The sequence below is a fragment of the Chitinophaga sp. G7 BAM 1005 genome (assembly GCF_057126945.1).
Genome location: NZ_CP181478.1, coordinates 3,356,992 through 3,381,567, shown reverse-complemented (window position 1 = coordinate 3,381,567; position 24,576 = coordinate 3,356,992). Strand labels below are relative to the sequence as shown.

Here is a 24,576-nt window from a genome sequence, read left to right as displayed (position 1 = left end):
TATGCGGTTAAAATTTTATTCCACGTTACTGTTAGGCGCCTGCTGCTATCTCAGTGCAGATGCGGTTGCACAGGATACCATTCCACCAACGGTGGCTGAAAATGCCCGGCTGGAGCTGGTTTCAAAACAATTCGATTTTACGGAAGGCCCTGCTGCCGATAAAAAAGGGAACATCTATTTTACAGATCAGCCCAATAATAAGATCTGGAAGTACGATACCAAAGGGAAGCTGTCTGTTTTTGTAGAGAAGGCTGGTCGCGCCAACGGATTGTATTTCGATGGCAAAGGCAACCTGGTAGCGTGTGCGGATGAGAAATACGAGTTGTGGTCCATCTCTCCCAAAGGAAAAATAAAGGTGCTGTTAAATAATTTCGGCGGTCATCAGTTCAATGGCCCCAATGATGTTTGGGTGGCCCCCGGTGGCGGGATGTATTTTACCGATCCTTATTATCAGCGCGACTATTGGGAGCGCAAGCAACCTGATCTGAAAGAAGAAAACGTATACTACCTGGCGCCCGGCGCCAAAGAAGCCGTAGTGGCTACGGCAGATATTAAGAAGCCCAATGGTATTATCGGTACCCGCGACGGGAAACTGGTGTATGTGGCGGATATCGGCGCCGGCAAAGTATACCGCTATAACGTGAACGCAGACGGCCATTTAACCGATCAATACCTCATGGCGGAAAAAACTACGGATGGTATTGCACTCGATGAACAAGGCAACCTTTATCTGTGCGGAAATGGCGTTACTGTAATCAATAAAGACGGGCAAAAGATCGGCCAGATCCCCGTTCCGGAAGGGTGGACCGCCAACGCGTGTTTTGGCGGGAAAGATAATAATATCCTGTTCATCACCGCCGGAAAGGGCATCTATACCCTGCGTATGAACGTAAAAGGCGCTGAATAACACCCGGAAGTTGTAATATTGCGGTCAGAAAAAATTACGATTATGTCAGTTGCGATGGATATCATGCGTGCGCTGGATCCTGCGGGATTGGAGAGGTTTAAGATTAACCTGGATACACCCGCAGAACCGGAAAAGATAGGAGAGGTGTGGACGCTGAAAGTAGTGCCTTTTGAACAAACCGAATCTGCCCGGAAAGCCTTTAACCAGCTGTTTGATAATAACAGGACCGCCAAATCATGGGTGGTGGAAAATAAGGAAGAAGCCATTGCGGTGGTACAGGAGTTATACCTGCAATACGCGGATAAACTACCGCAGCCCTTTGACGAAACGCAACTGCATATCGGTCATTATCCCCCCACGGGCCGTTACTCGATCCTCATTCATATCAAAGATATCTGGGAATAAAATTACAGCAATATACGGTGAAGTATGGTTATAATACCCGCTATGGTAGATACAGTTCGTAGTACCGTTTTACCAGCGCGTTGATAAATCTTTTAAGATAGGCTTCGTTAAAAAAAGAATTAGACCAGTTGTGATACCTGTCGCACTGCACTCCCAGGTAAAAGAAATACATGCATACGCCCAGTGCCGGGATCAGTCTTTGCTCTTCCGCACTGAGAGGGGTGATAGCCGTATAGCCTTCAAGAAAACGGTCAATTTTAACCTGGCACTCCGGCATATCGCGGATCAGGCTATGGAGTTGCAGGATATAGTAAGCCACATCCAGGCATTGCCAGCCATTTCCGCAGAAGTCGAAATCGAAGAGCGTAATTTCCTGGTCCGGGCGAATATTCATATTATCGAACCAGACATCCATATGCACCGCGCCCTGCCGGATGGCAGCGGGATCGGCTTCCTGCAACACCTGTAAAAGACGTGCCTGTGCGGTAGCCATGAAGGTCATTTCAGGCGTATCTGCCGGAAGGAATTTTTTAAGCGACTCCAGCGGGTCAACCAGCAGGTTTTGCGCGGTATAAGTAACCCTGTTCAGGGTAACGGGCTGTGTAAGCTCGTGCATGCGGGCCATGACCATACCGGCTTTTACATGTATTTCATCATCGTAGTACAGCAACTTTTCTCCTTCTGCAAATGAAAACAATACGCCATACCGCTCGCCTTCCGGTGCGTTCAGGGTTTGTATAAAATGGCCCTGTTTGTCGGCCAGCGGCCACGATACCGGGATACCGCCTTCTTTAAGCAACAGCAACAGCCGCAGCTCCTCGGAGATGTCTGTGCGGGTTCTCCAGTTCAGGCTGTATACGCGGAAGATATATTTACCGGCGGAAGTATTCACCTGGTAAGTATCGTTCACTCCTGATTTAATCAGGTGGCAGGTAGCGTTGTTCGCCAGGTTGTATTGTGATTGCACAAACATCGCCAGGTGTGGCGCAGAGAGATTGGAACTGGAAACCGGGAAATAACTCATGAACCGCGCTTTGAAGTGAAAAAGGGCGTCAAATATAGTGAAATAAATTTATTGCACCTTATGCAGCGGCAGGTTTAACCGCATGATAAGATCCGTTTGTATTTCAGTTCCCAGCTGAAACGGATGTGTGGCAAACTCCGCGAAGCCATTTTTGCGGTAGAAGTCAATGGCTTTCGTATTGTGTTCCCATACGCCCAGCCACAGGAAAGGGGCGCGGGCTTCCATAGCAAGGCTTAACGCCTGGTTGAACAGCTGCTGGCCTACTTTTTTCCCCTGGTGCGACTTTAAAACGTATATGCGTTCCAGTTCTACCGCCCGGCTGTTGTACAGCTCAGATTGCGCCGATCTGAAATTCACTTTCATATAGCCGATGGGCTGATTTTTCAGCATGGCAAAATAGAATTCAGAATCCGGCTCGGTCAGCTCCGCAGTTAATTTGGCAATACTGAAACGATCCTGCAGGTATTGTTTCATATTTTCCGGTGTATTGTCCGCGGCAAAGCTCTCCTGGAAGGTTTCACGGGCTATTTGCTGTAACAGTTCCACTTCTGCCGTAATAGCCGGCACGATAAGTATGTCATTCATTTTTTACGGCTTATATTATAATTGGATCTATTTTTACTTAAATTCGGGCTTATGTCAGGTCTCAGAAAAATTATACTAACAGTACTGGCGCTCACCATTGTAACAGGTACGTTGATGGCGGGGCGTTATATTTTCACGGGCAAACATCTCTACAAAAAATCAATAGCAGCCGTTCCGGTTGTACAGGAAGGGGATATCATTTTCCAGGTATCCCAGTCAGACCTCAGCACGGCCATTCAACAGGCTACACATTCCAAATATAGTCATTGCGGAATAATTTTTAAGAGAGAGGATGAATGGTTTGTGTACGAAGCCTTACAACCGGTAAGATATACCCCGCTGATGCAATGGATTAACAGGGGAAAGGGGCGGCATTTTGTAATAAAAAGACTGAAAGATGCGGATGCTGTACTCACGCCGGCGGTGGTAGCTAAAATGAAGACAGCAGGAGAGCAATACAATGGCAAAGACTATGATTTTTATTTTGGCTGGTCTGATGAGCGGATCTATTGTTCTGAACTGGTATGGAAAATTTATAAAGAAGGAACTGGTCTTGAAGTGGGTAAGCTCCGGCAGCTGAAAGATTTTGACCTGGGCAGCGCGGCTGTAAAGCAGCAAATGAAAGAGATTTATGGAAACAATATTCCTTTGTCAGAGCAAATTATTTCGCCGGTAAGCATGTTCGAATCCCCGTTGCTGGTAACGGTGGCTGAGTAAATGAACGGTGTTTCCAGGAAAAATGTCTGTTTCTCAGATGAACTTGTTATTTTACAAGTTTGAAAGTTTTTCTATCATGATGAGAATACTACCTGTCGCCCTTTGCTTCCTGGTGTTTACCGCCACCTGTGCGGTAGCGCAAATGAAAAAGCTGGATATTGTTTTTATCGGCAACAGCATTACGCAAGGCGGCGGCCTGCCACACCCGTTACAGGAAGCGCCTCCTGTGAAGGCATGGGAATGGCTGAAGCGCGCCATGCCGGGCCGCGAGGTTCAATACAGCAACCAGGGCGTAAGTGGCTCTACAACAGTAGATTTTCTTCCTGCCACCCGTCGTTTATTCAATAACGTTGCAGCGGCAGCGGATGCGTTTAAAAACGATCAGAACGCCATCCTGGTATTTTCTATGGTGCTGGGCACCAACGACAGCGCCATAGAAGGACCAAACGGATCGCCGGTAGCGCCGGAGCAGTACAGGCTGAATGTAAAAGCGATTATCGACCAGCTGTTCACTAACTACCCCGGCTGTATCATTATTTTGCATCACCCCATCTGGTATAGCGCTAATACACAAAACAGTTCCCGGTACCTCGCGGAAGGGCAGGCCCGGTTGCAATCTTATTTCCCGGTGCTGGATGCCATCGTTACCAGCTACCGCACCACCCATCCCGGACAGGTGTTCACCGGCTACCGCGACGGGTTTAACTATTTTAAAAACCACCCGGAACTGTTTATCCAGGAGCAGGGTAAGGCAGGCATTTTCCAGCTGCATCCCAACGTAAAAGGCGCAGAAATACTGGGCACTTTCTGGGCGCAGGCTATTAAAAAAGTAGTGAACTGTTTAAAGTAACAACATACATCATGAAAGGGGTTATCACACTCATCTGCACCTTGCTGCTGCCGGATTTTCCTTCTGCCTCCGCAGTGGAATTTCATGACGGCAGGTTGTATCTTATTGGAGATGACGCCACCTGTATCCAGGTACTGGATAAGGATTACCGCATTATTAAAAGTATTCCCATCTCCGGCCTGAAAGAAAAGCGCGTGGCGAAAGCGGAAAAAGCAGACTATGAAGCTTCCGCGCTGATTACCCTGCATGGTAAAACCTACCTCCTGGTATCCGGTTCGCTGGCAACGGAAAGGCGCCGCCAGCTGCTGCTGCTGCCGCTTCCGGATGGCGACTCTGCCAGTATCCAGTTTATTCCCTATCCGCCGGCCTTTGCCACGCAGCTGCTGAACAGCGGGATCCATGAACTGAATATAGAAGGCGCCGCAGTAGTAAACAATACCTTGCTGCTGAGTAACCGTGGTAACAATACCTGGCCGCAGAATCAGCTGATACTTACTAAGCCGGGCTTCTGGGAACAGGCGGTTCCGCCGGTTAGCGTACTACCGTTTACGTTACTAACGCCAACGCCTGTATTTGCCGGCGTGTCAGGACTTTGTTATGTACCGGAAAAAGACCTGTTACTATGCACTTTATCTTCCGAAGCCACTGCCAATGCTTACGACGATGGCGATATTGGCGATAGTTATATTGGCTGGATCAGTAACATCTCCCGGAAATTATCACAAACCACCCTTACGCCTGATGGTATGCTCAATTTAACCACCGCAGATCCCGCTTTTGAAGGCGAAAAGATAGAAGGTATTTGCCTGGAAAGTATACGGGATAACGTACTTACGCTTCACCTGGTATCCGATAATGATGCCGGCGCCAGTCGCTTGTTTAAAGTAAATTTTACCATTACTACCAACTAAATAATCTTAAAATTATGGATATACAATTTGATGAACGAACACTGTATGTGAAGTATGATGAAGATATTGATAACACGATCTTCTGGGACGATGTAACATACATTGCAGGCTACAAAGTATATGCGTACCCGGGAGAAGCGGCTTTCCTGGTGTTTAAAACAATGGAAGGCGAAACACTGGAAGTGTCGGACGAAATGAGCGGCTGGCTGGAGCTGCTGGGCGGCTTACATACCATCTTTAAACTGCCGGTGGGCTGGGAAGAACAGCTGGCAGACAGCGAGCCGGATGGAGAAGATATTGTTTTTTATACAAAATAGACAGCAAAGGCGCAGTACATAAACGGTACGGGGCCTTTGCCCCCATTATTCTGCCTGCAGGCTGTTCACCGGATTTCACATCGTTCATCGCCGTGCGGGGATTGCCTGCCAGCAAAGGATAGGGCAGCATCTCCAGCAGGGTGCTGTCGGCAAATTGCTCCGGGTTTTGTTCCATCTGCCCGATGTGGGGTATACTTCCGTCATTATTTTGCCGGTGCTGAAATGATCAGATGCGGCGAAAGTAGATTTCGAGTTTCATCTGGCGTTTTTTATTTTTAAAGATTTCCTCATCTTCCCGGAAGATGACCAGTTCTTCCGGGTTCATGGTCCGGATTTTAAAGGTGATGCCGAAGCCGCCGCCTTCCTGGAGGGTAAGTTCTTTGGTGCGGCGATCAAGGGTATAGGCTTCGTACTGCTGGCCGCCGTCTTCCAGCATGCCGTTGTCTTTAAAAATCATTACATCATTGGGGCTGAAATTGGAATCCGCTTTTTCAAAGGTTTTTTTGCCGTCTTCGATGCAGCTCATCACAGATTTTACAGGTAGCCAGCGGCCGGTGATTTTCCCGTTTGTTTGGTTTGGCTTTGCATTGCTGCAGGCCAGGGAGAGAAAACAGCTCACTAAAAGCGAGTATATGCTATTCATATTCCGTATCTTTAAATATCAACAAATTGTTTCCCCATGCGTATAGATTACTCTACGGCGATGGCGGTATTTACAATTACCAGTGTGTTGACAGTTGTGGGATTCGTGCTTTTAATGAAGCGTAAATATGATCAGAAGTGGCGCCGCTCTGCCGCATCGTTTTGAGTGATGGAATTATCAGGCTTGCAATGCATTGTCCGTACTTTTACCCCTTAAAGGTAGTGTAATATAAAATTGGCACAAGTTTTTTACCGAAATACTTACATTATTATTTTACGGCAAATATTAAAGTTATGGCAGATAACATTGCGGCGCCATTTATTCCGGCGCAGTATACGGGCGAAGCTACCACAACTTCTGAGGTGAAAATACTGGTTCATGAAGCAGCGGCGCAGGCGTTTTTTAAAACGGCGGTTGCGCGCCTGCTGGATGTAAATCACTGGGCTACGCTTAGCGGAAGTATGTCGTCGGGGTTTCAGTTAACCGATCTGGCCGGGAAGCCGGCTGCCGGCAATGCGGAAACGGGAATGTATATACGAATTGATATTCCGGGTCCGGGTACTAATGCAGGGAAGGGGTTCGACTGGGTAAAGATTGAGCAGAAGGAGCATGTGGTGCTGAATGAGCACCAGGAAGTGTTTTTTATCAGGGCGCGGCCATCAGAGCATCCTATCCAGAAGAGTGCGGGTATTGCGCATTTTCTGCGCAAGGAAGCCAGTAGTTCCTTTGTATTGGTGCGTAACAGTGCGGAAATAACTGCCACTGTTTACGGACGTAATGAGGTGCCAAATACACAAACCAATGATCTGGGCGACAGGATCCGGAATGCAGTGGTAGGAGCTACCGGCGCCGTTGGTATATCAAAACTGCAATGGAAGGCACTGGTGAACGGGCTGCTGGCATGAGGCTTACAGCTGTTGCGCCCTGTCGAAAAAACTAAACGATTTCATTTGTTGCTCTACCTCCTCAATGGCTTTCATCAGGTTATTTTTTGTATCTGTCAGCGCAGTAAGGGCCACTACCATTTTATTCCATACGGGTTGCATGTCGGTGATGAGTGCTTTCCCTTTTTCCGTAAGCAGGATAAGCCGTTTCCTTTCGTCTGTTTTATCTTTCTTTGAGCGGATCAGCTTTTGTTTTTCCAGTTCTTTCAGCAGGCTGATAGTAGAGGGGTGGGAGTACCCGATTTCCACGGCTATTTCCACCACACTGAGTACCGGTTTCAGATGCAGCGTATAGATAACCGGGAACCATTTTGGCTCAAAGTCGATCCCGTTGGCCTTGTAAATCTGCAGCCCGTCTTTCCGCAGCTGATCACTGAGTCGCTGCAACCTGGTGGAAATAGCCAGTATCCCTGATTCATCAATTACATTTGTCATGCTTCTCAATCATTAATGTGTAAGTGATAAAATACATTATCTGCATTCATCAGGGGAAAATACGATGGTAAATCCGTTTTTTTTATTTCTTTAAAGTGATTGCGTTCGTAGAAGCGGCGGGCGGCGGCGAGTTTGTCGACCGTGCCCAGGTACAGATCTGTTATCTGTACTGATTTGCAATAGGCGATCAGTTCCCCGAGCAGTTGTTGTGCAATGCCATATTCCTTTCCGCGGAATTCCTTTTTTACAAACATTTTCCGGATGGCTCCCGCCTGGCGCCCGATGCTTATCAACGCAATGGTGCCGGCCAGTTCTCCGTTTACAAATCCTCCCCAGAAACCTCCGCCTGTCTGGTGGTAGTTGGTTTCAATATCGTGCAGGTCCGGCTGGTCTTCGAGCGTAACAGGCACATTGAATTCCTTTTGCTGGATGGGCAGGATGATGTCAATTATCTCCTGGCAATATTCATTATAAATTGGTTGTATAACAGGTATTGTACTCATTCATGTCAATTTATAGTACAAAACTACGTAGTTGACTACATAAATAAAAATATATTTTAAATGAATATGGGCAGATGAGATAAAATCCTCAATTAGCCTACAAAAGTCCTCGATTAGACTACATACAGCCAGCGGCGCTTCCTGATCTTTGCTTCATCAAAAATTAAAAGATATGAAGAGTAAAGTTTGGTTCATTACCGGCGCATCGCGTGGTTTTGGACGCGTTTGGGCGGAGGCCGCCCTGGAGCGTGGCGACAGCGTGGCAGCAACAGCACGTAATATTGATAGTTTAGCCGGACTCAAAGAAAAATATGCCGGAAGAGTATTAACCCTTGAATTGGATGTGACCAGACCAGGTCAGGCAAAAGCAGCCATAGCTGAGGCGCACGCCTATTTCGGAAGATTGGATATTGTGTTGAATAATGCGGGTTATTCGCTGATCGGCACAATTGAGGAGGCGAGTGCAGAAGATGTTAAGGCGATGTATGAAACCAACATTTTCGGGACCGTTGCTGTTATCCAGGCTGCGCTACCGTTGCTCCGGCAGCAAGGCGGCGGACATATCCTTGGTACTTCCAGCAGCCTGGGTCATGTGACTTTGCCGGTAATTGGCTACTACTGCTCGTCGAAATGGGCATTTGAGGCCATTCACGAAAGCCTTGCCACAGAGGTTAAAGACTTCGGGATCAAAGTGACCATTATAGAACCGGGCGCTTACGCTACGGAATTCGGCAGCAAGGACTCTTTGAAATTCGCACCCGGCATGGAAATATACTCGGACTTTAAAACACAATTCTTCGGAAAATTAAAAGACATGGAGAGAGGTGATCCGAATGCTACGCCACAGGCGCTCTTTCAGGTTGTAGATGCAGAAAACCCGCCGTTACGGTTCCATCTGGGCAGTCATAATCTGCCCTGGGTACGTGCTGCTTATGAAGAGCGTCTGGCGCTTTGGGAAAACTGGGATGCCGTTTCGCGTTCAGCCCAGGGAGTAATTAAATAAGAACTGATCATAACCGGCAACTGAAATGGTTACCGGTTATGATTATATTTGTTTTTGAAATGAAAAAAGAAGAGAAAAGCCCGCATAAATTTGAGACGCTGGCCGACGCCCACCGGGCCTTTGGCTTGCCTCATCCAAAGCATCCGTTAATCAGTATAATCAACGGCGCGCCTTCCTGGCAGGAACTACAGCCGCCGTCCCAGCATCATGTACTGGGATTTTATAAAATTTCTTACAAGCCAAAACTTGGCGGTAAATTAAAATATGGCCAGGGTTATTATGATTTCGATGAAGGAGGCTTGCTGTTCGCTTCGCCCGGCCAGGTAATGGGTGGCGGAGAAAACGAAGAAACAGTATGCTCTGAGTATACGTTGTTAATCCATCCGGATTTCTTTTTAGGTTATCCCATCGCTAAAAAAATCAGTCAGTATGGGTTCTTTTCTTACGCAGCCAACGAAACGCTGCATCTTTCCGAAAATGAGAAAGCCACCATCATTGCTATTTTCAGGATCATGGAAGAAGAACTGAACAGCCGGATTGATGACTTCAGCCAGGATGTAGTGATATCCCAGATTGAGCTGCTGCTGAATTATGCCAACCGCTTCTATAAGCGCCAGTTCATTACCCGTAAGATCGTTAGTCATGATCTGCTGCAAAGACTGGAAGACTTGCTGGCAGATTACTTCAGCAATGAACATGCTTTAAGCAACGGAATACCGAGCGTTCAGTATCTTGCCGACAACCTGCATTTGTCGCCCAGCTATTTAAGCGATATGCTGCGCGCCCTGACCGGCCAGAATGCGCAGCAGCACATCCATGATAAACTGATTGAAAAGGCAAAGGAGAAACTTTCCACCACTACGTTATCGGTGAGTGAAGTAGCCTATGCGCTGGGCTTTGAACATCCGCAGTCGTTCAGCAAGTTGTTTAAGACTAAAACGAAATTGTCGCCGCTTGAATTCAGGCGGTCGTTTAATTGAAGGGGAAGAGGGTAGCGGTAATTTAACGGTTTAAGGCGCCCAGGAATTTTTCGGGATAGCGCGTTCCTGAAACTATTCCTGCCGGCATCGTCGCTTCGATTGTCCGGAGGTCTTCCCTGGTTAGCTGCACGTTTTCAGCAGCCATATTTTCTTCAAGATGTGTGATGCGCTTTGAACCTGGAATAGTGATGATATCCCCGCCCCGGGCTAACACCCAGGCGATTGCCAGCTGGGCAGGTGTACAGCCTTTTTCTGCCGCAAGCGATTGAATTTTCTCTACCAGTTCAAGATTCTTATAAAAGTTTTCACCTTGAAAACGAGGCATGTGAACCCGGCTATCTTTGATATCTTCCGGCTTTTTGAAAGCGCCGCTTAAAAATCCACGGCTTAAAGGCGCATATGCAACCAACCCAATACCCAATTCACGGATGGTTGGAAGCACCTCATACTCAATTTCCCTGCTCCATAAAGAGTACTCAATCTGCAGTGCGGTTATGGGATGCACTGCGGCAGCCTTGCGGATAGTTGCTGCAGATGCTTCAGACAGACCAATATAACGAATAATCCCCTTTTGAACGAGGTTGGCCAGTGCGCCAATTGTTTCCTCAACCGGAACATCCGGATCTATCCTGGCCGGAGTGTAGAGATCAATATAATCGGTTTTAAGCCTGCGTAAACTGTATACGATCGCATTTTGCAGATAATCCGGCCGTGTATTTACAGATCCGGGCGCCATGCCTCCATTAGGAGCGGGGGTAACCAGCTGACCTGTTTTAACCGAAAGGAAAGCTTTATCGCGTTTACCTTTGATGGCCCGGCCGATCAGCTCTTCGTTATGGCCTGCGTAATAATAATCTGCGGTGTCTAAAAAGTTGTGTCCGGTTTCCAGCGCCCGCTGAATAGTTGTAATGGATTCGTTTTCGTCCGATTGTCCGTAAGCGCCGGACATGCCCATACAGCCTAAGCCTATAGCGGAAACCAAAGGACCATTTATTCCTAATGTTCTGTTCATAGATTTGATTTTATCTGATGAACAAAGATTGACAGAACATCCCGGAAAGAACCGGACAAAATGCATTAGTACCCTGACAAATCCTGAAAGAAACCAACAATAGTTTTGCCGGTAACTTTTTTAAATAGCCGGGAAAAATATTCAGGGTCATTGAAGCCGAGTTCAAAAGCCAGTTCCTTGACGGAGGAGCTTTCGGCATAATATAGCCGTCGCCTTGCTTCCAATATCAGCCGGTTAGTAATAAATTCTTTTGGCGAAAGTCCTGAATAGTGCTTAACAATTTGATATAAACCATTTGTATTGATGGCGAGCTTTTCTGCAATAAGGCTGATGGACGGATGATCCGTAAGATTATTTTCTACAAAAATCTTAAAATCGATATACTTCGAAAGCTTTTCATCCGCCGGTATTTTACCGGCTGCAAAATAGGAGGTGTTGATTTCTGTGAGTAAGCTATTGAGGTGAGCCAGAATAAGTTCAGGATCTGTATGCCTGCTGCTTAATAATTCAAGCAATATTTTAAAAATAGCTTTCAACCTGCCGGCGGCGGAAGTCGTAAAACTTATTTTTTGATTGTTTAACGGATTGATCAGAAAAGGGTATTGTTTGGGTAACAACGAAAGGCAGCTTTCATCAAAACCTATCTTGAAATAATCTGAGCCGTGTTGAGCGCCCGGCAGTTCGTGGATCTGGTGCGGCAGTATGAAAAGCAGCTCGTTATTGTTGATTTCAAACGGTTGAAGATCAACATTGTGCCAGCTGCATCCGTCCAGCATAAAAAGAAAAAAATAATACGGGGTACGATAGATGGTACCAAATTTCCCCGCTTCATCGGGCGACAAGTGACCAAAACCCGGTGAAACCATCCTGATTGGTAATTTATCGTTCTGTTTAAAGCGATCCAGGAAAGATTCTATGTTTTTCATTGACTAAAGGTAGTTACTTCTCCCATACCTCTCCCATACCTCTCGGATACTTCTCGGATACTTAGGACTCGTCTATGCGTTGTACTCCCCATACAGTCCCTATACATTCACAATACACTCACAATACACTCACAATACACTCACAATACACTCACAATACACTCACAATACACTCACAATACACTTCCCATACACTCCCCATACACTCCCCATACACTATGTTTCGTCCTGAAATAGCTATACAGGTGAAAAAATAATCCTGAATCTGTTTTACGGAGGTACATATAATCCTGATTCTTGTTATACAATCCTATATTGTTGAGTCTGGTATTAGTTGTTTTTTGTAATTCTTCCATCTTTTTTTGAGTGCGCCAGTTTGCGGGTGTGCCTGCGATAGTCAAAAGGCGGAATGGAGGAAGGAGTGGGAGGGTAAGGAAAGGCCGGGCAACTTAACTACCCAAACCCTGTAAAAAAGCATTCAGGTCATCTTCTTTGTCCAGTCCCAGCTTCTGTTTGATCCTGTAGCGGCTCATTCTTACGCTTTTGGCTTCAATATTCATCAGCTGGGCAATTTGGCGGGTGTCCATTTTAAGATACAGGTAAGCGCAAAGCTTCAGGTCCAGCAGGGTGAGTTTCTTTTGGGCTTTATCATTGATCAGCTGAAAGAAATCGGGATGTATCTGTTGAATCTGGACTTTTGCATGTTCAAAATCGTTATCGATCACCATTTCTTCCTTTAGTATTTTCTGCATGTTTACGGAGTCGCCTTCCGTTAATTTGTCTTTGATATGCAGCAATGTCTGGTGCTTATGTTCGAGATGCAGCACATTGGCCATTACCTCTTTTTTGAGTTGCTGTTGTTGGGTTTCCAGGAGCTGCTGCTCGGCTCTGAGCCTGGCGTGTTCTTCTTTTTCCAGCTTTACCTGCATTTCAGACTCGTGTTTTTCCAGTTGCAGCTGCTTTTCCCGCTGCAGGGAGTAACGTAACCTGAAATGATAGGAGCGGAACATAAATATCAGCCCAAGCAGGGAGGCAAGCGCAATGCAGGCGTATAAATAATTTTGCATGGTGCGGCTTTTCTCCCGTTCTTTCAGGATCTGCATTTCGTTGTTTTTCTTTTCAGTTTCGTACTGTATTTCCAGCTTTTGGGTATTGAGCGCCTGCTGCTGATTAAAATTTTTGTTGTTATATAGGGTGGCCTCTTTTTGAAACTCCAGTGCTTTCCGGTAGTTCCCTTTTTGTTCATAAAAATTAGACAGTGCCTGCACCACATTGATCATGGTATAGTAAGAATGACCGTTAGCCGTTTTCATCACCTGGTAGGCCTCCAGCAGGTAATTTTCTGCCTGAGCCTCGTTGCCTTCCCTCCGGGCATATTCGCTGAGGATGCCTAAGCTGCTGGCAACCACTTCTTCGCTGTTGGGGGCATCTTTTAACACCGACCGGGCAATACCGGCATAGTGAACGGCTTGTGTTTTGGCCCCTGCATCATCAGCGGGGAAGTATTTCAGATAGCAGTTGGCAATATTTATACAGGCAATGGCATAGGTATAAGGGGCTACCCTGCCCGGGTACTGCCGGTAAAGCGCCTCCGGTTTACCCAGGTAAAATAGCATACTATCCAGCTCCTGCCTGTTTTTGGTAGTATTGAATTTATATTCATGGGCTACCGACAGGGCAGTATAGCAATTGCTCAGCAGGTTGTAATCATTTGTTTTGAGCGCATTGCCAGTTGCCTCCCTGGCGTAGATATTTACCTTTTCTTCATTGTTCCAGCCTGAATTAATAACATAAAGCTGGTAATATATTTTAGCAGCAATATAGGGATCGGGGGTTTTGTCCAGTTGCCTGAGACCTAGTTGGCAATATTTTACCACATCGTCTAACTTATCCAGCGTTTTATATAACAGTGCACGGGCATAATAAGCATATGCCATTGCCACGGGATCGTTGGCCTGTTGTGCGCTGGTGAGTACGGAATCAACGGTTTGTTTCAGATCGGCATATTGCTGCGTGTTGAATTTGATATTTGCCAGCATCGCGTAAGCTTTGGTGGCTTCCCGGTAATTTTGATGCCGGAGGGAGAGGGCCACACTTTGCCTTGCCGTGGTTGTGGCAAGGGAATAGTTTTTATTGGCCCGGTATATCTCAGCCAGCTGATTAAGTAAAGGCGGTTTCTCCTTTTCATTGAAGGCGGGGTTAGCGGTTACTGATTGTAAACTATCCGACAACGGCATTTGTGCAAATGCGAAAAATGACCACCCGCATATACAGATCAGCAGACAAACAAAGGGTAGATATGGTAATGACTTCATGCGGTTAAATTACTATAAATCACTAATAGTCAGCATGAAAAGATCAATAAAGTCATGAATATTTATATTTGTAAGATAATAATAGTAAGTGATTTGAAAATGTTGTAGTCATATTGTAGACGCCCTTTTTTACCTGGGTAGTCGTTTTGTAGGCCAGCGGAATGCCTGGTTAAGAAACATTCGCCGCACATTTGCACAGGCAATAACGCCAACGAAAAAACCTTGAACCCATGAACAGCAAAACATTATCTATTTTATCATATGTAACCCTGATCGGTTGGCTCATTGCCTACTTCTCCGGGAAAGAGAAATCAGACAGCCTGCTCAGATATCACCTGAGGCAGTCGTTAGGACTCGCCATTGTGAGTATCCTGCTCAATATTGCCTTAACTGTTATAGCGCACCTGGTGCCGTCTTTATCTTTCCTGGGCCTGATCGGGTATGTGATCCTTATATTCTGGATACTGGGAATCATCAATGCAGCTAACCAGGCAGAAAAACCTGTTCCTGTGTTCGGTAAAGTATTTGAGAACAAATTTTCATTTATCAATTAATCAGGATCCGGAGATCTGTTATTAATTATATAGCCATATTAGAAATTACCGCATGCAGCCGCTTCAATATTTTACCCGGGAAGGTAATGTGTATATAAAGAAATCCCAGACAGCACTCTATTGTTTGTTGGCCCTTTTATTATCTGGTCTGATCATATTTATCCTATACAATAATCCAACCCGTGGAGCAAAGGTGAGCAGCCTGTTAATAGGTGCATTGGTAATCTTAAACTTGTAGTGATGGCATTGTATAACGGGAAAGCTGTTGATGGGAAACTGAGGACAGGTTTGGCAGGAATTATGCTGTCAGCGACTATTTTCCGGATACTAAGAAAGGAAGAAAGCGACAGGAAGTATTTGAAACGGAAATACTGGATGCTATAAACGACATGCTATTTACGGTCAAAGCGCCGAATACTTAAATCTTGCCCGATGGGATTACCTTTTATTGAAATCATTGAATCTGTAACACCGGATCCTAATGCGTTAATGTGGAAATTTGCTGACGCCGATAAGGAAATCAAGGATGGTGCAGTACTTACAGTAAGGGAAAGTCAACACGCCCTTTTTCTCAACGAAGGGCAGCTGGCAGACGTATTTCCTGCCGGGAAGCACTCCCTGAAAACCGAAAATATCCCAATCCTTACAAGACTCCGGGGCTGGAAATATGGTTTTGAAAGCCCCATTAAAGCAGACATTTATTTTTTCAACACCCATCAGTTTGTTAACCTCAAATGGGGTACCCCCGCACCGGTGTTAATGAAGGATGCCACCTTTGGGCAGGTACGTGTGAGGGCTTTTGGTACGTATAATATCCGTATTACAGACGTATCAAAGTTCTTCAAAGAATATGCAGGTACCTGGCCACGGCTCGGTATTACAGAGCTGGAATTACAGTTACGCGATTTTATAGCACCGAAGTTTGCCGAAGTACTTGCACTGGCGCAAATTTCCGTGGTAGATGCAGCAGGTAATATTTCCGGGTTAAACGAAAAAATACAACCTCTCCTTCAGCCATACTTCACTGACTTTGGCCTGGAAATTACCCGCTTCACCATTACCAGCATCACCCTGCCGGAAGAAGTACTTAAACAATACGACAAAGTTACCGGTATGAACATGGTAACAGACATGAGTAAATTTTCGCAGTACAGCATCGCCAATGCGATGGACAAAGAACATGCTGATATAGGAGACGGCGCCCGGCAGGCGGTAACGATGGGCCTGATCACCAATATGGTTACCCAGGGAGCCATGCAGCCCAAACCCGCTCCCGCAACAGATATTACGGAAAGACTTAAACAACTGAAAGCGCTCTTCGATACGCAGCTGATTACAGAACCCGAGTACGCTGCCAAAAAGGAAGAACTGCTGAAATTACTTTAACCCTCAACCTGCAGGTATTATGGCAGCGGAAAAGAAGAGGATACAAGCCTACCTGGAACAGCTCAAAAATAAAGTGGAGACCCAGGAAAATTATGGCGGCGAAATAACAAACGAAGAAGCCAAAATAGATATTCGTGACTGCCCGGAATGCGGTGCAGGACGAGCCTGTCACAAGGGACTTACTGCCTGTGCCTACTGCGGTTTTATATTCATGGATACCAGGCTAACGGATGGCGTGAATATCAAAAAGGAAAATAATTCATAAGTGATGTTCAATTTATTCAATAAGAAATATGAGAACACTGCCCTGATCGAAGAGATGAGGACCCGGCAGGAGAGATGGTTTGTTTTCCTGGATAAGCTGGAAGCCCGGATGGAAGAGATGAACACCGCTGCCGTGCCTGAACTGCAGAACGTTTTCCGCCAGGACACAGATCCTTATAAACGCGCGCACATCCATATGCTTTCCGGGCTGATAGGACAAATTAACCAGATGCGGAATAAGGCGAATGAGATCCGGGAAGACAATATTGTTTGCTTTATACATGAAGCGGAAGCGACGCTTCCCTCCGTTGCTTCCAGGGCTGGCAGTGAATATTACAGTAAGCTGTATACTTTCAGGATGGCTTGCCTGAACCGGCATAATGTTTTTGAAGAGAGAATAAACCATTCCATTTCCCTGCTCCAGGGCGCTGCCGGAGAACAGGACCTGGAATCCGCATACCAGGAAGAACTGGCAGCATTTGAACGGATACGTGATAAATTCAGTTGTAAACAGTGTGGCGGCAATATCACTATTCCCAAAATGTTTTTTATTGATACTTATATTACCTGCCCGTTTTGCCAGTCGCAGAATACTTTCAGTCCTTCTACGGGAGCGCGTATGGTATTGCATCAGGCCCGCAGCCTGGCAGAGCAGCGAACGGCTCATTTGCTCCGGAGCTATGAAGCCAGTAGCCCGAAGAACCCGGACTTGTACCGGCACTACCTGCGATGCATGTTTGATGAATGGAATAAGATAGTACCGGATATGGTAACGGAAAATGAGAAATTCTACGGGCGTTTAATGAATGAATACAATATTAATCATCATCCTTAAATAGAAATTATATGTCTGGTAATCCATTATTAGAACCTATTCACGGCATTACATTAGAAGATTACGGCGCCGCCTGCGCGAGACTCGGCAGCGGTTTAAGTGAAGATGAGGTAGCAAAGGCTTTAGGGGTTGAATTACCCGTTTGGCAGGAAGTCAACCTGCTATGGCCTGAGCGGATGAAGCAGGACGAAACCTTCCACATTGTTACCCTCTTTGGCCAGTACTTTGGCCAGGCTGATCAGCATCCGAAGTTCAGCGGCGTAAAAGCCGGTGTTTCGCCACTCGGTGCGGGCAATATCGAAAAAATTAAACAGGATAAAGACTTCTACCAGGAGCTGGAAGTGGCCAGGCAGGTAGCCTACGATTATGGCCTGGACGGCGCGCAATGGATCATGGACAATTACGGAATTCCCATCGGAGACTTCCAGATTGCTGCGTCTTTATGGAATGACCAGATCCACCGGGATATCCAGGCTGATTATGCCGGGTATAATCAACGGCAGGCGGCCTACCAGGCGAAGTATCAGCAGTTGTTTGCTGAAAAGCAGGGTGGAAACGTAGCAGATGATATCGAGTTTTAAAGATATTCTTTTGTAAGACTCCAAATAAAGAGAAAGGCTGCATCACATGATACAGCCTTTTCTCATTTGGGCGCCTGACCGGAACATACAATTTCTTTAGTAGTTCAACGACAGCACCCGCTGGGCTAAGCCCTTTCCGGTGAGGCTACCGGTTTCACTGTCGAAGTCGTAATGAATACCGCCATACACTCTTGAAATGGAGGCTTCAGTAATCATATCAGTGAAGCTGTTGAAAGAACGCGGTGAGAATCCTTCCGGTACTTTTTGTTTATCCGTAAATACGAAGCCGCTGCCAAATCGTGCTGCCAGGATATTGCCTGCCGCGCTGGTAAAAGTAGCATGACCGGATGTGTACGACGGAAAAGGAGGAGTGCCTATCAGCGGCGACCAGCTGCTGTCTATATGCGAATGGATATACGTAACAGGGCGAAGCAGGTTATACTGGTATTTATATTTCCAGCAAAGGATGCCTGCGTCGTTCAGGCCTATTCCTACCTGTGCAAACAATGTAGCTGCCTGGCCGAGGCTCAGGTGTTGCTCCGTAGCCAGTTGTGTGGTGAGTGCAATCAGGTGACCTGGAGGCGTGAAGGTCCCCCCGCCATCTGCCCAGTACCGGGCAATGAGTGTTTCTTCCGGTGTAAGTGTTTTTCCTTTCTGGTAAACAAAATACGCGGCCTTGTAGAAGGTACTGAAAGTATCTGTTGAAAAAGCAGGATGCGGTATCACTGCTGAATCAGCAGCCGTAGGCTTAACCATTGGGCGGTTCTTTCCCCAGTAAGGTAACATGGCGCGCTGGAAAAGTGGCGGAGTGGGTACCCAGTAAGCGGGTCCTACCGGCGGCGTATAATCGGTAGGGAAGTTGTTCAGGTAGCCGTCTTTTCCCCCGTCTGAAGCAGACCATTGATAAATAGCGCTGGCGATTGATTTGCCAAAACTGATGGAACGGGTCACCACTTCGGGTGAGCAGCTGTCCGTATGTGCCTGGAGGTTGTCGCTTTCCAACTGGTTAATCAGCTGGAGGTTTTCAACACTGGCATTGGCAAAAAGGCTTTTAATAATCTGCGCCATCGCACTGTTGGCAGCTATGGCCCAGTTATACCGCTTCCATCTTTCCGGTGCGGGAAGACGACCAAGCCCGTTTAGCTGTCCGCCCAGCGAAGGCGCTCCGTTCATACCGCCCAATACTGCCTCGCGGAGCGCAACGCCTGTGTAGGCAATAGCCCTGGCTGCCACGGGTGGACTAAACCCAGGCGTTTCTTTTATCAGCTTCAGCTCCAGTGCATACCAGGAAACAGGGACGGCCACGTCTCCACCGGATACCAGCGTACCGGCTATCATGTTTTTCGATGCATCAGGAACAGACTGAAGAAGCGTGTCATTTTTTTTACATGCCACTATACTGACAAGGAGAAAAAGTCCCGCACAACGGGATAACAAACAATAAGATTTCATTTTTTCTTTCTTTTTAAGGTTAACATAAAGTGGTTAGATACAAACAATTCCGGCGTCTCTCATCAGGGAGAGGCATTCGTACAGCAATCAGCGTATTTGGATTTACCCTACTAAAGTAGCAAACGGTTACGCAGCCAATCAGCGTAGTGCGTGCTTTTTTTAATTGAATAAAAGTTTAAATTGTAAATGATCCGTGAGTACCCGGATTCAGGCAGGAAAATCTATCTTAATAAAAGAAATTTTTATCAGCGCATAACAGCTCCTAAAATTAAATATAGTATGAATGCTGAATCATTAATCAGCTATGGAGGGTTACTCATCGTATTCCTTTCGGTATTCGGACAAACAGGATTGTTTTTCTGCTTCTTCCTGCCCAGCGGCGGCCTGATGTTTACTGCAGGCGTACTAACGGCCAACGGGAATTTCAATTATAATATACTGGTGGTTTGCGCGCTGTGCGCCATTGCCGCCATTGCCGGTAATGTAACCGGGTATTGGATTGGCCGGAAAACCGGCCATCTGCTGAAGAATAAGAAAGACTCCGGGATATTCCGCCGGCAATACCTCGTATCAGCAGAAGCATTCTATAAAAAGTATGGCGCCACTGCGCTAACAGCAGGTATATTTCTTCCACTCATCCGCACGTTTGCACCTGTTGTGGCAGGGATGATCGGACTTGGTTTCCGCCGGTTCCTTTTGTTTGTAACCATTGGCTCCATAGCATACGGATTCAGTTTCGTACTGGCCGGTTATCTCATTGGCAACATGCCTTTTCTGAAACCTTATCTCAAATATTTTATCATTGTTATCATCGTTACGGTCACCATCCCAGTAGTGATACGCATTGTGAAAGAGTTCCGGAAATCATCTTCCTAACTATATATTTTTGCTATTGTATTTTTATATTTTTCCGTGACCACCTTCCTTTTCAGACTGAGCTTTGGCGTCATTTCCCCGCCGGCAATACTCCATTCCCCGGTAAGCAGTTCAAACTTCTTAATTTGTTCCACATGATTAAAGTGCTGGTTGTAATTGTTCACTACCTCCTGGTACATGTCCAGTACCTTCGGTATTTTAACCGCATCTTCATTGGTAGTGTAAGGAATACTCTGCTGGTTCATCCAGTATTTCAGGTAGGTGAAAGCAGGAACAATCAAAGCGCCTGTAAATTTCTCCCCTTCGCCCACCACCATGATCTGTTCAATAAAAGGACTTTCCTTGAATTTATTTTCAATAGGCTGGGGGGCTACATATTTACCACCGCTGGTTTTAAACAGCTCCTTCTTGCGGTCTGTTATTTTCAAAAAATTATCATCTATCCATGATCCCACATCCCCGGTGTGCAACCAGCCATCAATAACCGTTTCGGCGGTGAGATCAGGACGTTTATAATACCCCATCATTACCGATGGGCCCTTTACACAGATTTCACCATCTTCTGCCAGCTTTACTTCAATACCGTTGATGGGCGGACCTACGGTGCCAAACTTTGTACCACCCGGTGTTTTCCGGTTCACACAAATAACCGGACTGTTTTCGGTAGGCCCGTATCCTTCATACACAGGGATCTGCGCGGCATTAAAAATACGCAGCAGTTTTTCCTGGCAGGCAGCGCCACCGGTTACTATAAACCGGATCTTATTACCGAGCGCCAGCCGCCATTTACTGAATATTAATTTATTGGCAATGGCCAGCTGCAGGTTGTACCATACGCCTCCGCTGATATTGTTATCATACTTTCCGGCAAGGGATACTGCCCAGAAAAACAGTTTACGTTTGATGCCTGTTAATTCGCTGCCTGTAGCCATTATTTTTTCAAATACTTTTTCCAGCAGACGTGGAACGGTAGTAAAGCCATCCGGACTAATCTCTTTCAGGTTGGCGCTGAGTGTATCCATGCTTTCCGCATAGTAAATACTGATACCGCTATACAGGTAGATATAAGTTACGCACTTCTCAAAAATGTGATTCAGCGGTAAAAAACTCAACACCTTACAGGGTTGCGGCGCATCTTCAAACGGAAAACTTTCTTTTGACAATAAAACATTCGACACAATATTATGGTGCGACAGCATCACACCTTTGGGTGTGCCGGTGGTTCCGGAAGTATAAATGATGGTGGCCAGGTGATGAGGATCGATACCCGCTTTGATGCTTTCCACCTGCTCCAGCAAAGCGGGAGTAGCCTGCGCTGAAATAACAGACCAGTGTGTGGCGCCGGGTATTTCATCAAAGGTGTAAATATGTTGTAAAGAAGGAACCCCTTCCCGGATACTGTTTACTTTATCGAGCAATTCCTTACTGCTCACAAACATATATTTTACCGCCGCATCTTTCAGGATAAATTGCAGCTCGGCAGGGTTGGTAGTAGGATAGATGGGCACCAGCACGGCGCCCGTTTGCTGCACGGCCAGATCCGTGAATACCCATTCCGGACGGTTGTTGCTGATAATAGCAATTTTATCGGCGCCTTCGGGCGTAAAGTCGTTCCCGCCAACACCCAGTTGCAGCAGTCCCGCACTGAATCGATTTACAATTTCAACAACACTGGCAGTGTCATAGGTTTTCCATTGTCCGTTGATCTTAGCCGCAAGCATATCAGGTTTAGGGAATTGGGATAACTGCCAGGCTACAGCATCAAAAAGCCTTCTCTTGGAAAAATTGTTCATACGTGAAAATTAAGGTGTATACTTTACCGTTAAGATAAATATACTAAAAAATCAGCATGATTTCAAGGAACTGTCCACCGCCTCCAATAACACCGCCTCCGGCGTGACAAACATTACTGATTTTGTAAATGAAGGCAAGCCCGTTTACATCGCATTCAAATACACCGGTCAGAAAAATACTTCCGCACAAAGAACATGGACTAACCCTGTGTTCACCGTTACCAACGCTGGAAGATGGCAATCTGAAAATAACATTACGCCATAATACTTTATAAAAGCAATCAGTCATAAAGAAGGCGGCAAAAAATGTCGCCTTCTTTATTCACAGGTGTAAAACGGACAATTAAAAAACGGCTTTCTTACTGATGTTTTTATGTTATTCCTTTATGGTATCTGAATGATATTTGACTGATTGATAAAAAATATTTACATTTCGGGTACATCCAAAACTTTAGCCAACCCAATTGATACCAAGATCAGTTTTGCCGTAAAAGATCCACGCATGCCTGCAAGAAAAGACGTTTGTTTTGAGGAAGCTGCTTTATGGAAGCGATTTAAAGGTGGCGATAAAGCTGCTTTTACGCTGATTTACCGCGAATATACCAGGTACCTGTTTGAATACGGTTTCAGGTTTTGTACGGACCGGGAGAAGTTGAAAGACATGATCCATGATCTTTTTATAGAGATGTGGAATAGCAGGGATACCATCAGCGACGAAGTGGCCATACGCTTTTATTTATGCCGCAGCCTGAAGTATAAACTGATCAGGGCCAATTATCAATACCGGACTGCTTCCGGCAGGCAGGATAAATTTCTTCACCAGCATAACCAGGTAGAATCTACCGTAGAAGAAAGGATCATTGATGCAGAAATCAGTGATTCCCGCAGTATCCTGCTCGACAATGCGATCCGGAAATTATCGAGGCGGCAGCAGGAAATTATCACCCTCCGCTTTTATATGGGCTTTACCAACGCCCAGATTGCAGAACTGATGCACATGAAGTACCAGTCTGTGAGCAATCTCCTTTATAACGCCCTGGGGCGCATCAAAGAAACGCTGGAAACCACTCCGTTTGCCCGGCGCCTGCTGGAAACCTTTTACCTCTTCCTCTGATCATCCTGTTCCCGCTATGGCAGGGCTTTTCCGCCTAAGTTAAAAAAACTTTAAATTTTTTGAGTATAAAATGAGCGTCTTTGTCACTTATGATAAAGGGGCAGTTAATTGTCTCAAAAAAAACAGCTGCATGAAGCATTTTGGAGAGGATACCTGGGAATTTATCCGGGACGATAGCTTTGTTCAATGGGTGTTACGCCCCGATGCGGCCAATACCGCCCGGTGGGAGCAGTGGATGGCAGCGAATCCTGAACGGATCGCTGATCTCGAAAAAGCCCGCAGTATGGTGCTGGCATTGGGCAATGTGCCGCAACCCGCAGTAGATGAATCGCTGCTGCAGGAAGTATACGCCGCCCTCGACGAACATATCGCGGAAGAACGCCCCGCTATGGAATGGGCGCCGGCCCGCATAAGAAAGATTCCGCGTTACAGGTGGTGGGGGGCAGCGGCCGCAGTGCTGGCAGGTATCACCCTGTTATCCATCTACCTGAAAAAAGACAACAAAACGCCGGTAGCCGCGAAGCTGGACAGCCACATGGAAAATGAGCAGCTTACCCGCATTAATACTACTGATGCCAACCAGGTCGCCTGGCTGACAGATGGTTCCGCCGTAGTGCTGAAAGCAGGCGCCTCTATCCGCCACGATGCCTTTTTATTACAACCAAAAAGAGAAGTATTCCTGAAAGGCGATGCGTTTTTTGATATCGCCAAAGACGCTGCCAGGCCATTCTTTGTGTATACGCCGGAAGTGGGGATCAAAGTGCTGGGAACAAGTTTCCGGGTAACAACAGAAAACGGGAATTTAACGGTAACCGTAAAAACCGGTAAAATAGCCGTGTACAACCTCGCTGATAAAGAACAGCGCAGCTATGTAGTTACACCTAATCATAAGATCCGTTTTAATACCCGTACCTCGGCATTTGTGGCCGATTCGCTGAATACCAGCGATGTGGCAGCATTGCTGCCTGCCGTGGAGCCGCCGCCTTTTGTATTTGATAATACCGCCGTTACAGACATCTTCCAGGCAATGGAAGCGGCCTACAGTATAAAAATTAATGCAAGTGGGGAAGTGTTTGGAAAGTGCATGATCACCACTACCATCACCAATGAATCATTTGAAAATAAACTGAAAATCATTTGTGCAGCTATCAATGCCAGCTATAAAATCAGCGGGGGCCAGGTATATATTACCGGGAAGCCCTGTAGTTAAAAGTATTGTTCACTCGTAATTCCGCTAAAATGAT

29 protein-coding genes are annotated in these 24,576 nt (G+C 46.3%); 19 read left to right on the top strand and 10 right to left on the bottom strand.

The genetic code is table 11. The features are described 5' to 3' along the window. Nucleotide 1 precedes the first annotated feature (1 nt). Together ACMXI2_RS13480 and ACMXI2_RS13475 are read left to right on the top strand one after the other, a co-directional pair. Nucleotides 2–907, top strand: coding sequence for an SMP-30/gluconolactonase/LRE family protein (locus tag ACMXI2_RS13480; protein ID WP_483782084.1), 906 nt, complete (start codon nucleotides 2–4; stop codon nucleotides 905–907). A gap of 42 nt (nucleotides 908–949) precedes the next feature. Beyond that, nucleotides 950–1,312: a hypothetical protein gene (locus ACMXI2_RS13475; protein WP_483782083.1), complete on the top strand. Its 363-nt coding sequence runs from the start codon at nucleotides 950–952 to the stop codon at nucleotides 1,310–1,312. A gap of 40 nt (nucleotides 1,313–1,352) precedes the next feature. Here the strand turns inward: ACMXI2_RS13475 and ACMXI2_RS13470 are convergent, their stop codons facing one another. After that, nucleotides 1,353–2,336, bottom strand: a complete 984-nt coding sequence (locus tag ACMXI2_RS13470) for a phosphotransferase enzyme family protein (RefSeq protein ID WP_483782082.1) — start codon at nucleotides 2,334–2,336, stop codon at nucleotides 1,353–1,355. 48 nt (nucleotides 2,337–2,384) lie between these two features. Beyond that, nucleotides 2,385–2,921 carry a GNAT family N-acetyltransferase gene (locus ACMXI2_RS13465; RefSeq protein WP_483782081.1) on the bottom strand — a complete coding sequence of 179 codons (537 nt, stop codon included), beginning with the start codon at nucleotides 2,919–2,921 and terminating at the stop codon, nucleotides 2,385–2,387. Between the two features lie 51 nt (nucleotides 2,922–2,972). On the opposite strand from ACMXI2_RS13465, the gene ACMXI2_RS13460 reads away from it, so the two are divergent. The 4 genes from ACMXI2_RS13460 to ACMXI2_RS13445 all read left to right on the top strand — a co-directional run bounded on the left by ACMXI2_RS13460 (nucleotide 2,973) and on the right by ACMXI2_RS13445 (nucleotide 5,716). Continuing rightward, the gene (locus ACMXI2_RS13460) at nucleotides 2,973–3,638 is read left to right on the top strand and encodes a YiiX family permuted papain-like enzyme (RefSeq protein WP_483782080.1); all 666 of its coding nucleotides are present in this window, start codon (nucleotides 2,973–2,975) and stop codon (nucleotides 3,636–3,638) included. A 76-nt stretch (nucleotides 3,639–3,714) separates the two neighbouring features. Next, on the top strand, nucleotides 3,715–4,488 hold the full coding sequence (locus tag ACMXI2_RS13455) for a GDSL-type esterase/lipase family protein (RefSeq protein WP_483782079.1): 774 nt from the start codon (nucleotides 3,715–3,717) through the stop codon (nucleotides 4,486–4,488). 11 nt (nucleotides 4,489–4,499) lie between these two features. Further along, nucleotides 4,500–5,399 (top strand): DUF6929 family protein, encoded by a 900-nt coding sequence (locus tag ACMXI2_RS13450; protein WP_483782078.1) that lies wholly within the window; start codon nucleotides 4,500–4,502, stop codon nucleotides 5,397–5,399. Between the two features lie 14 nt (nucleotides 5,400–5,413). Then, nucleotides 5,414–5,716 carry a hypothetical protein gene (locus ACMXI2_RS13445; protein ID WP_483782077.1) on the top strand — a complete coding sequence of 101 codons (303 nt, stop codon included), beginning with the start codon at nucleotides 5,414–5,416 and terminating at the stop codon, nucleotides 5,714–5,716. Between the two features lie 226 nt (nucleotides 5,717–5,942). Here the strand turns inward: ACMXI2_RS13445 and ACMXI2_RS13440 are convergent, their stop codons facing one another. Further along, complete coding sequence (locus ACMXI2_RS13440) at nucleotides 5,943–6,359, bottom strand: hypothetical protein (protein WP_483782076.1); 417 nt, start codon at nucleotides 6,357–6,359, stop codon at nucleotides 5,943–5,945. A 36-nt stretch (nucleotides 6,360–6,395) separates the two neighbouring features. Between ACMXI2_RS13440 and ACMXI2_RS13435 the strand changes: the two genes are divergently transcribed. Together ACMXI2_RS13435 and ACMXI2_RS13430 are read left to right on the top strand one after the other, a co-directional pair. Beyond that, complete coding sequence (locus ACMXI2_RS13435) at nucleotides 6,396–6,524, top strand: hypothetical protein (protein WP_483782075.1); 129 nt, start codon at nucleotides 6,396–6,398, stop codon at nucleotides 6,522–6,524. A gap of 128 nt (nucleotides 6,525–6,652) precedes the next feature. Next, on the top strand, nucleotides 6,653–7,264 hold the full coding sequence (locus tag ACMXI2_RS13430; protein WP_483782074.1) for a hypothetical protein: 612 nt from the start codon (nucleotides 6,653–6,655) through the stop codon (nucleotides 7,262–7,264). Nucleotides 7,265–7,267: 3 nt separating this feature from the next. On the opposite strand, the gene ACMXI2_RS13425 is transcribed toward ACMXI2_RS13430, so the two are convergent. After that, nucleotides 7,268–7,738 (bottom strand): MarR family winged helix-turn-helix transcriptional regulator, encoded by a 471-nt coding sequence (locus ACMXI2_RS13425; protein WP_483782073.1) that lies wholly within the window; start codon nucleotides 7,736–7,738, stop codon nucleotides 7,268–7,270. 5 nt (nucleotides 7,739–7,743) lie between these two features. Then, nucleotides 7,744–8,241: a GNAT family N-acetyltransferase gene (locus ACMXI2_RS13420; protein ID WP_483782072.1), complete on the bottom strand. Its 498-nt coding sequence runs from the start codon at nucleotides 8,239–8,241 to the stop codon at nucleotides 7,744–7,746. Nucleotides 8,242–8,413: 172 nt separating this feature from the next. Between ACMXI2_RS13420 and ACMXI2_RS13415 the strand changes: the two genes are divergently transcribed. Together ACMXI2_RS13415 and ACMXI2_RS13410 are read left to right on the top strand one after the other, a co-directional pair. Next, on the top strand, nucleotides 8,414–9,244 hold the full coding sequence (locus ACMXI2_RS13415; RefSeq protein ID WP_483782071.1) for an SDR family NAD(P)-dependent oxidoreductase: 831 nt from the start codon (nucleotides 8,414–8,416) through the stop codon (nucleotides 9,242–9,244). Nucleotides 9,245–9,282: 38 nt separating this feature from the next. Further along, nucleotides 9,283–10,224, top strand: a complete 942-nt coding sequence (locus tag ACMXI2_RS13410; RefSeq protein WP_483782070.1) for a helix-turn-helix domain-containing protein — start codon at nucleotides 9,283–9,285, stop codon at nucleotides 10,222–10,224. Nucleotides 10,225–10,246: 22 nt separating this feature from the next. On the opposite strand, the gene ACMXI2_RS13405 is transcribed toward ACMXI2_RS13410, so the two are convergent. The 3 genes from ACMXI2_RS13405 to ACMXI2_RS13395 all read right to left on the bottom strand — a co-directional run bounded on the left by ACMXI2_RS13405 (nucleotide 10,247) and on the right by ACMXI2_RS13395 (nucleotide 14,477). Next, nucleotides 10,247–11,236, bottom strand: coding sequence for an aldo/keto reductase (locus ACMXI2_RS13405; protein WP_483782069.1), 990 nt, complete (start codon nucleotides 11,234–11,236; stop codon nucleotides 10,247–10,249). A 65-nt stretch (nucleotides 11,237–11,301) separates the two neighbouring features. Next, on the bottom strand, nucleotides 11,302–12,162 hold the full coding sequence (locus ACMXI2_RS13400; protein WP_483782068.1) for an AraC family transcriptional regulator: 861 nt from the start codon (nucleotides 12,160–12,162) through the stop codon (nucleotides 11,302–11,304). 449 nt (nucleotides 12,163–12,611) lie between these two features. Next, nucleotides 12,612–14,477, bottom strand: a complete 1,866-nt coding sequence (locus ACMXI2_RS13395; RefSeq protein ID WP_483782067.1) for a helix-turn-helix transcriptional regulator — start codon at nucleotides 14,475–14,477, stop codon at nucleotides 12,612–12,614. A gap of 230 nt (nucleotides 14,478–14,707) precedes the next feature. Between ACMXI2_RS13395 and ACMXI2_RS13390 the strand changes: the two genes are divergently transcribed. The 5 genes from ACMXI2_RS13390 (at nucleotide 14,708) to ACMXI2_RS13370 (ending at nucleotide 18,097) form a co-directional block, all read left to right on the top strand. Beyond that, nucleotides 14,708–15,031 (top strand): magnetosome magnetite crystal formation protein family, encoded by a 324-nt coding sequence (locus tag ACMXI2_RS13390; protein ID WP_483782066.1) that lies wholly within the window; start codon nucleotides 14,708–14,710, stop codon nucleotides 15,029–15,031. 432 nt (nucleotides 15,032–15,463) lie between these two features. Then, nucleotides 15,464–16,417, top strand: coding sequence for an SPFH domain-containing protein (locus ACMXI2_RS13385; protein ID WP_483782065.1), 954 nt, complete (start codon nucleotides 15,464–15,466; stop codon nucleotides 16,415–16,417). A 19-nt stretch (nucleotides 16,418–16,436) separates the two neighbouring features. Next, a complete protein-coding gene (locus tag ACMXI2_RS13380) occupies nucleotides 16,437–16,682 on the top strand; it encodes a hypothetical protein (protein ID WP_483782064.1) in 246 nt (81 codons plus the stop codon). A 3-nt stretch (nucleotides 16,683–16,685) separates the two neighbouring features. Next, on the top strand, nucleotides 16,686–17,516 hold the full coding sequence (locus ACMXI2_RS13375) for a hypothetical protein (protein ID WP_483782063.1): 831 nt from the start codon (nucleotides 16,686–16,688) through the stop codon (nucleotides 17,514–17,516). Nucleotides 17,517–17,527: 11 nt separating this feature from the next. Further along, entirely contained in the window at nucleotides 17,528–18,097 is a 570-nt protein-coding gene (locus tag ACMXI2_RS13370; protein ID WP_483782062.1) for a DUF6620 family protein, read from the top strand. 96 nt (nucleotides 18,098–18,193) lie between these two features. Here ACMXI2_RS13370 and ACMXI2_RS13365 read toward each other — a convergent pair whose 3' ends face one another. After that, nucleotides 18,194–19,435, bottom strand: a complete 1,242-nt coding sequence (locus ACMXI2_RS13365; protein WP_483782061.1) for a vanadium-dependent haloperoxidase — start codon at nucleotides 19,433–19,435, stop codon at nucleotides 18,194–18,196. Between the two features lie 393 nt (nucleotides 19,436–19,828). On the opposite strand from ACMXI2_RS13365, the gene ACMXI2_RS13360 reads away from it, so the two are divergent. After that, on the top strand, nucleotides 19,829–20,425 hold the full coding sequence (locus tag ACMXI2_RS13360; protein ID WP_483782060.1) for a DedA family protein: 597 nt from the start codon (nucleotides 19,829–19,831) through the stop codon (nucleotides 20,423–20,425). Here the strand turns inward: ACMXI2_RS13360 and ACMXI2_RS13355 are convergent. Further along, nucleotides 20,422–22,218, bottom strand: coding sequence for an AMP-dependent synthetase/ligase (locus tag ACMXI2_RS13355; RefSeq protein WP_483782059.1), 1,797 nt, complete (start codon nucleotides 22,216–22,218; stop codon nucleotides 20,422–20,424). The two genes, ACMXI2_RS13360 and ACMXI2_RS13355, sit on opposite strands and share 4 nt — an antisense overlap. Before the next feature lie 34 nt (nucleotides 22,219–22,252). Here ACMXI2_RS13355 and ACMXI2_RS13350 point away from each other — a divergent pair, with 34 nt between their 5' ends. The 3 genes from ACMXI2_RS13350 to ACMXI2_RS13340 all read left to right on the top strand — a co-directional run bounded on the left by ACMXI2_RS13350 (nucleotide 22,253) and on the right by ACMXI2_RS13340 (nucleotide 24,542). Beyond that, the gene (locus ACMXI2_RS13350; protein ID WP_483782398.1) at nucleotides 22,253–22,483 is read left to right on the top strand and encodes a DUF5017 domain-containing protein; all 231 of its coding nucleotides are present in this window, start codon (nucleotides 22,253–22,255) and stop codon (nucleotides 22,481–22,483) included. Between the two features lie 237 nt (nucleotides 22,484–22,720). Further along, nucleotides 22,721–23,332, top strand: coding sequence for an RNA polymerase sigma factor (locus ACMXI2_RS13345; protein ID WP_483782058.1), 612 nt, complete (start codon nucleotides 22,721–22,723; stop codon nucleotides 23,330–23,332). Between the two features lie 130 nt (nucleotides 23,333–23,462). Beyond that, nucleotides 23,463–24,542: a FecR family protein gene (locus ACMXI2_RS13340; RefSeq protein ID WP_483782057.1), complete on the top strand. Its 1,080-nt coding sequence runs from the start codon at nucleotides 23,463–23,465 to the stop codon at nucleotides 24,540–24,542. The last annotated feature ends 34 nt before the right edge of the window (nucleotides 24,543–24,576 follow it).

What these genes read in the sequence shown, in the direction of transcription:
- ACMXI2_RS13475 (WP_483782083.1), top strand. Translation starts at nt 950, where the DNA reads ATGTCAGTTGCGATGGATATCATGCGTGCGCTGGATCCTGCGGGATTG.
- ACMXI2_RS13480 (WP_483782084.1), top strand. Translation starts at nt 2, where the DNA reads ATGCGGTTAAAATTTTATTCCACGTTACTGTTAGGCGCCTGCTGCTAT.
- ACMXI2_RS13455 (WP_483782079.1), top strand. Translation starts at nt 3,715, where the DNA reads ATGATGAGAATACTACCTGTCGCCCTTTGCTTCCTGGTGTTTACCGCC.
- ACMXI2_RS13380 (WP_483782064.1), top strand. Translation starts at nt 16,437, where the DNA reads ATGGCAGCGGAAAAGAAGAGGATACAAGCCTACCTGGAACAGCTCAAA.
- ACMXI2_RS13440 (WP_483782076.1), bottom strand. Translation starts at nt 6,359, where the DNA reads ATGAATAGCATATACTCGCTTTTAGTGAGCTGTTTTCTCTCCCTGGCC.
- ACMXI2_RS13370 (WP_483782062.1), top strand. Translation starts at nt 17,528, where the DNA reads ATGTCTGGTAATCCATTATTAGAACCTATTCACGGCATTACATTAGAA.
- ACMXI2_RS13450 (WP_483782078.1), top strand. Translation starts at nt 4,500, where the DNA reads ATGAAAGGGGTTATCACACTCATCTGCACCTTGCTGCTGCCGGATTTT.
- ACMXI2_RS13390 (WP_483782066.1), top strand. Translation starts at nt 14,708, where the DNA reads ATGAACAGCAAAACATTATCTATTTTATCATATGTAACCCTGATCGGT.
- ACMXI2_RS13415 (WP_483782071.1), top strand. Translation starts at nt 8,414, where the DNA reads ATGAAGAGTAAAGTTTGGTTCATTACCGGCGCATCGCGTGGTTTTGGA.
- ACMXI2_RS13355 (WP_483782059.1), bottom strand. Translation starts at nt 22,218, where the DNA reads ATGAACAATTTTTCCAAGAGAAGGCTTTTTGATGCTGTAGCCTGGCAG.
- ACMXI2_RS13375 (WP_483782063.1), top strand. Translation starts at nt 16,686, where the DNA reads ATGTTCAATTTATTCAATAAGAAATATGAGAACACTGCCCTGATCGAA.
- ACMXI2_RS13340 (WP_483782057.1), top strand. Translation starts at nt 23,463, where the DNA reads ATGAAGCATTTTGGAGAGGATACCTGGGAATTTATCCGGGACGATAGC.
- ACMXI2_RS13360 (WP_483782060.1), top strand. Translation starts at nt 19,829, where the DNA reads ATGAATGCTGAATCATTAATCAGCTATGGAGGGTTACTCATCGTATTC.
- ACMXI2_RS13460 (WP_483782080.1), top strand. Translation starts at nt 2,973, where the DNA reads ATGTCAGGTCTCAGAAAAATTATACTAACAGTACTGGCGCTCACCATT.
- ACMXI2_RS13430 (WP_483782074.1), top strand. Translation starts at nt 6,653, where the DNA reads ATGGCAGATAACATTGCGGCGCCATTTATTCCGGCGCAGTATACGGGC.
- ACMXI2_RS13445 (WP_483782077.1), top strand. Translation starts at nt 5,414, where the DNA reads ATGGATATACAATTTGATGAACGAACACTGTATGTGAAGTATGATGAA.
- ACMXI2_RS13465 (WP_483782081.1), bottom strand. Translation starts at nt 2,921, where the DNA reads ATGAATGACATACTTATCGTGCCGGCTATTACGGCAGAAGTGGAACTG.
- ACMXI2_RS13420 (WP_483782072.1), bottom strand. Translation starts at nt 8,241, where the DNA reads ATGAGTACAATACCTGTTATACAACCAATTTATAATGAATATTGCCAG.
- ACMXI2_RS13435 (WP_483782075.1), top strand. Translation starts at nt 6,396, where the DNA reads ATGCGTATAGATTACTCTACGGCGATGGCGGTATTTACAATTACCAGT.
- ACMXI2_RS13470 (WP_483782082.1), bottom strand. Translation starts at nt 2,336, where the DNA reads ATGAGTTATTTCCCGGTTTCCAGTTCCAATCTCTCTGCGCCACACCTG.
- ACMXI2_RS13345 (WP_483782058.1), top strand. Translation starts at nt 22,721, where the DNA reads ATGCCTGCAAGAAAAGACGTTTGTTTTGAGGAAGCTGCTTTATGGAAG.
- ACMXI2_RS13405 (WP_483782069.1), bottom strand. Translation starts at nt 11,236, where the DNA reads ATGAACAGAACATTAGGAATAAATGGTCCTTTGGTTTCCGCTATAGGC.
- ACMXI2_RS13400 (WP_483782068.1), bottom strand. Translation starts at nt 12,162, where the DNA reads ATGAAAAACATAGAATCTTTCCTGGATCGCTTTAAACAGAACGATAAA.
- ACMXI2_RS13410 (WP_483782070.1), top strand. Translation starts at nt 9,283, where the DNA reads ATGATTATATTTGTTTTTGAAATGAAAAAAGAAGAGAAAAGCCCGCAT.
- ACMXI2_RS13385 (WP_483782065.1), top strand. Translation starts at nt 15,464, where the DNA reads ATGGGATTACCTTTTATTGAAATCATTGAATCTGTAACACCGGATCCT.
- ACMXI2_RS13365 (WP_483782061.1), bottom strand. Translation starts at nt 19,435, where the DNA reads ATGATAGCCGGTACGCTGGTATCCGGTGGAGACGTGGCCGTCCCTGTT.
- ACMXI2_RS13425 (WP_483782073.1), bottom strand. Translation starts at nt 7,738, where the DNA reads ATGACAAATGTAATTGATGAATCAGGGATACTGGCTATTTCCACCAGG.
- ACMXI2_RS13395 (WP_483782067.1), bottom strand. Translation starts at nt 14,477, where the DNA reads ATGAAGTCATTACCATATCTACCCTTTGTTTGTCTGCTGATCTGTATA.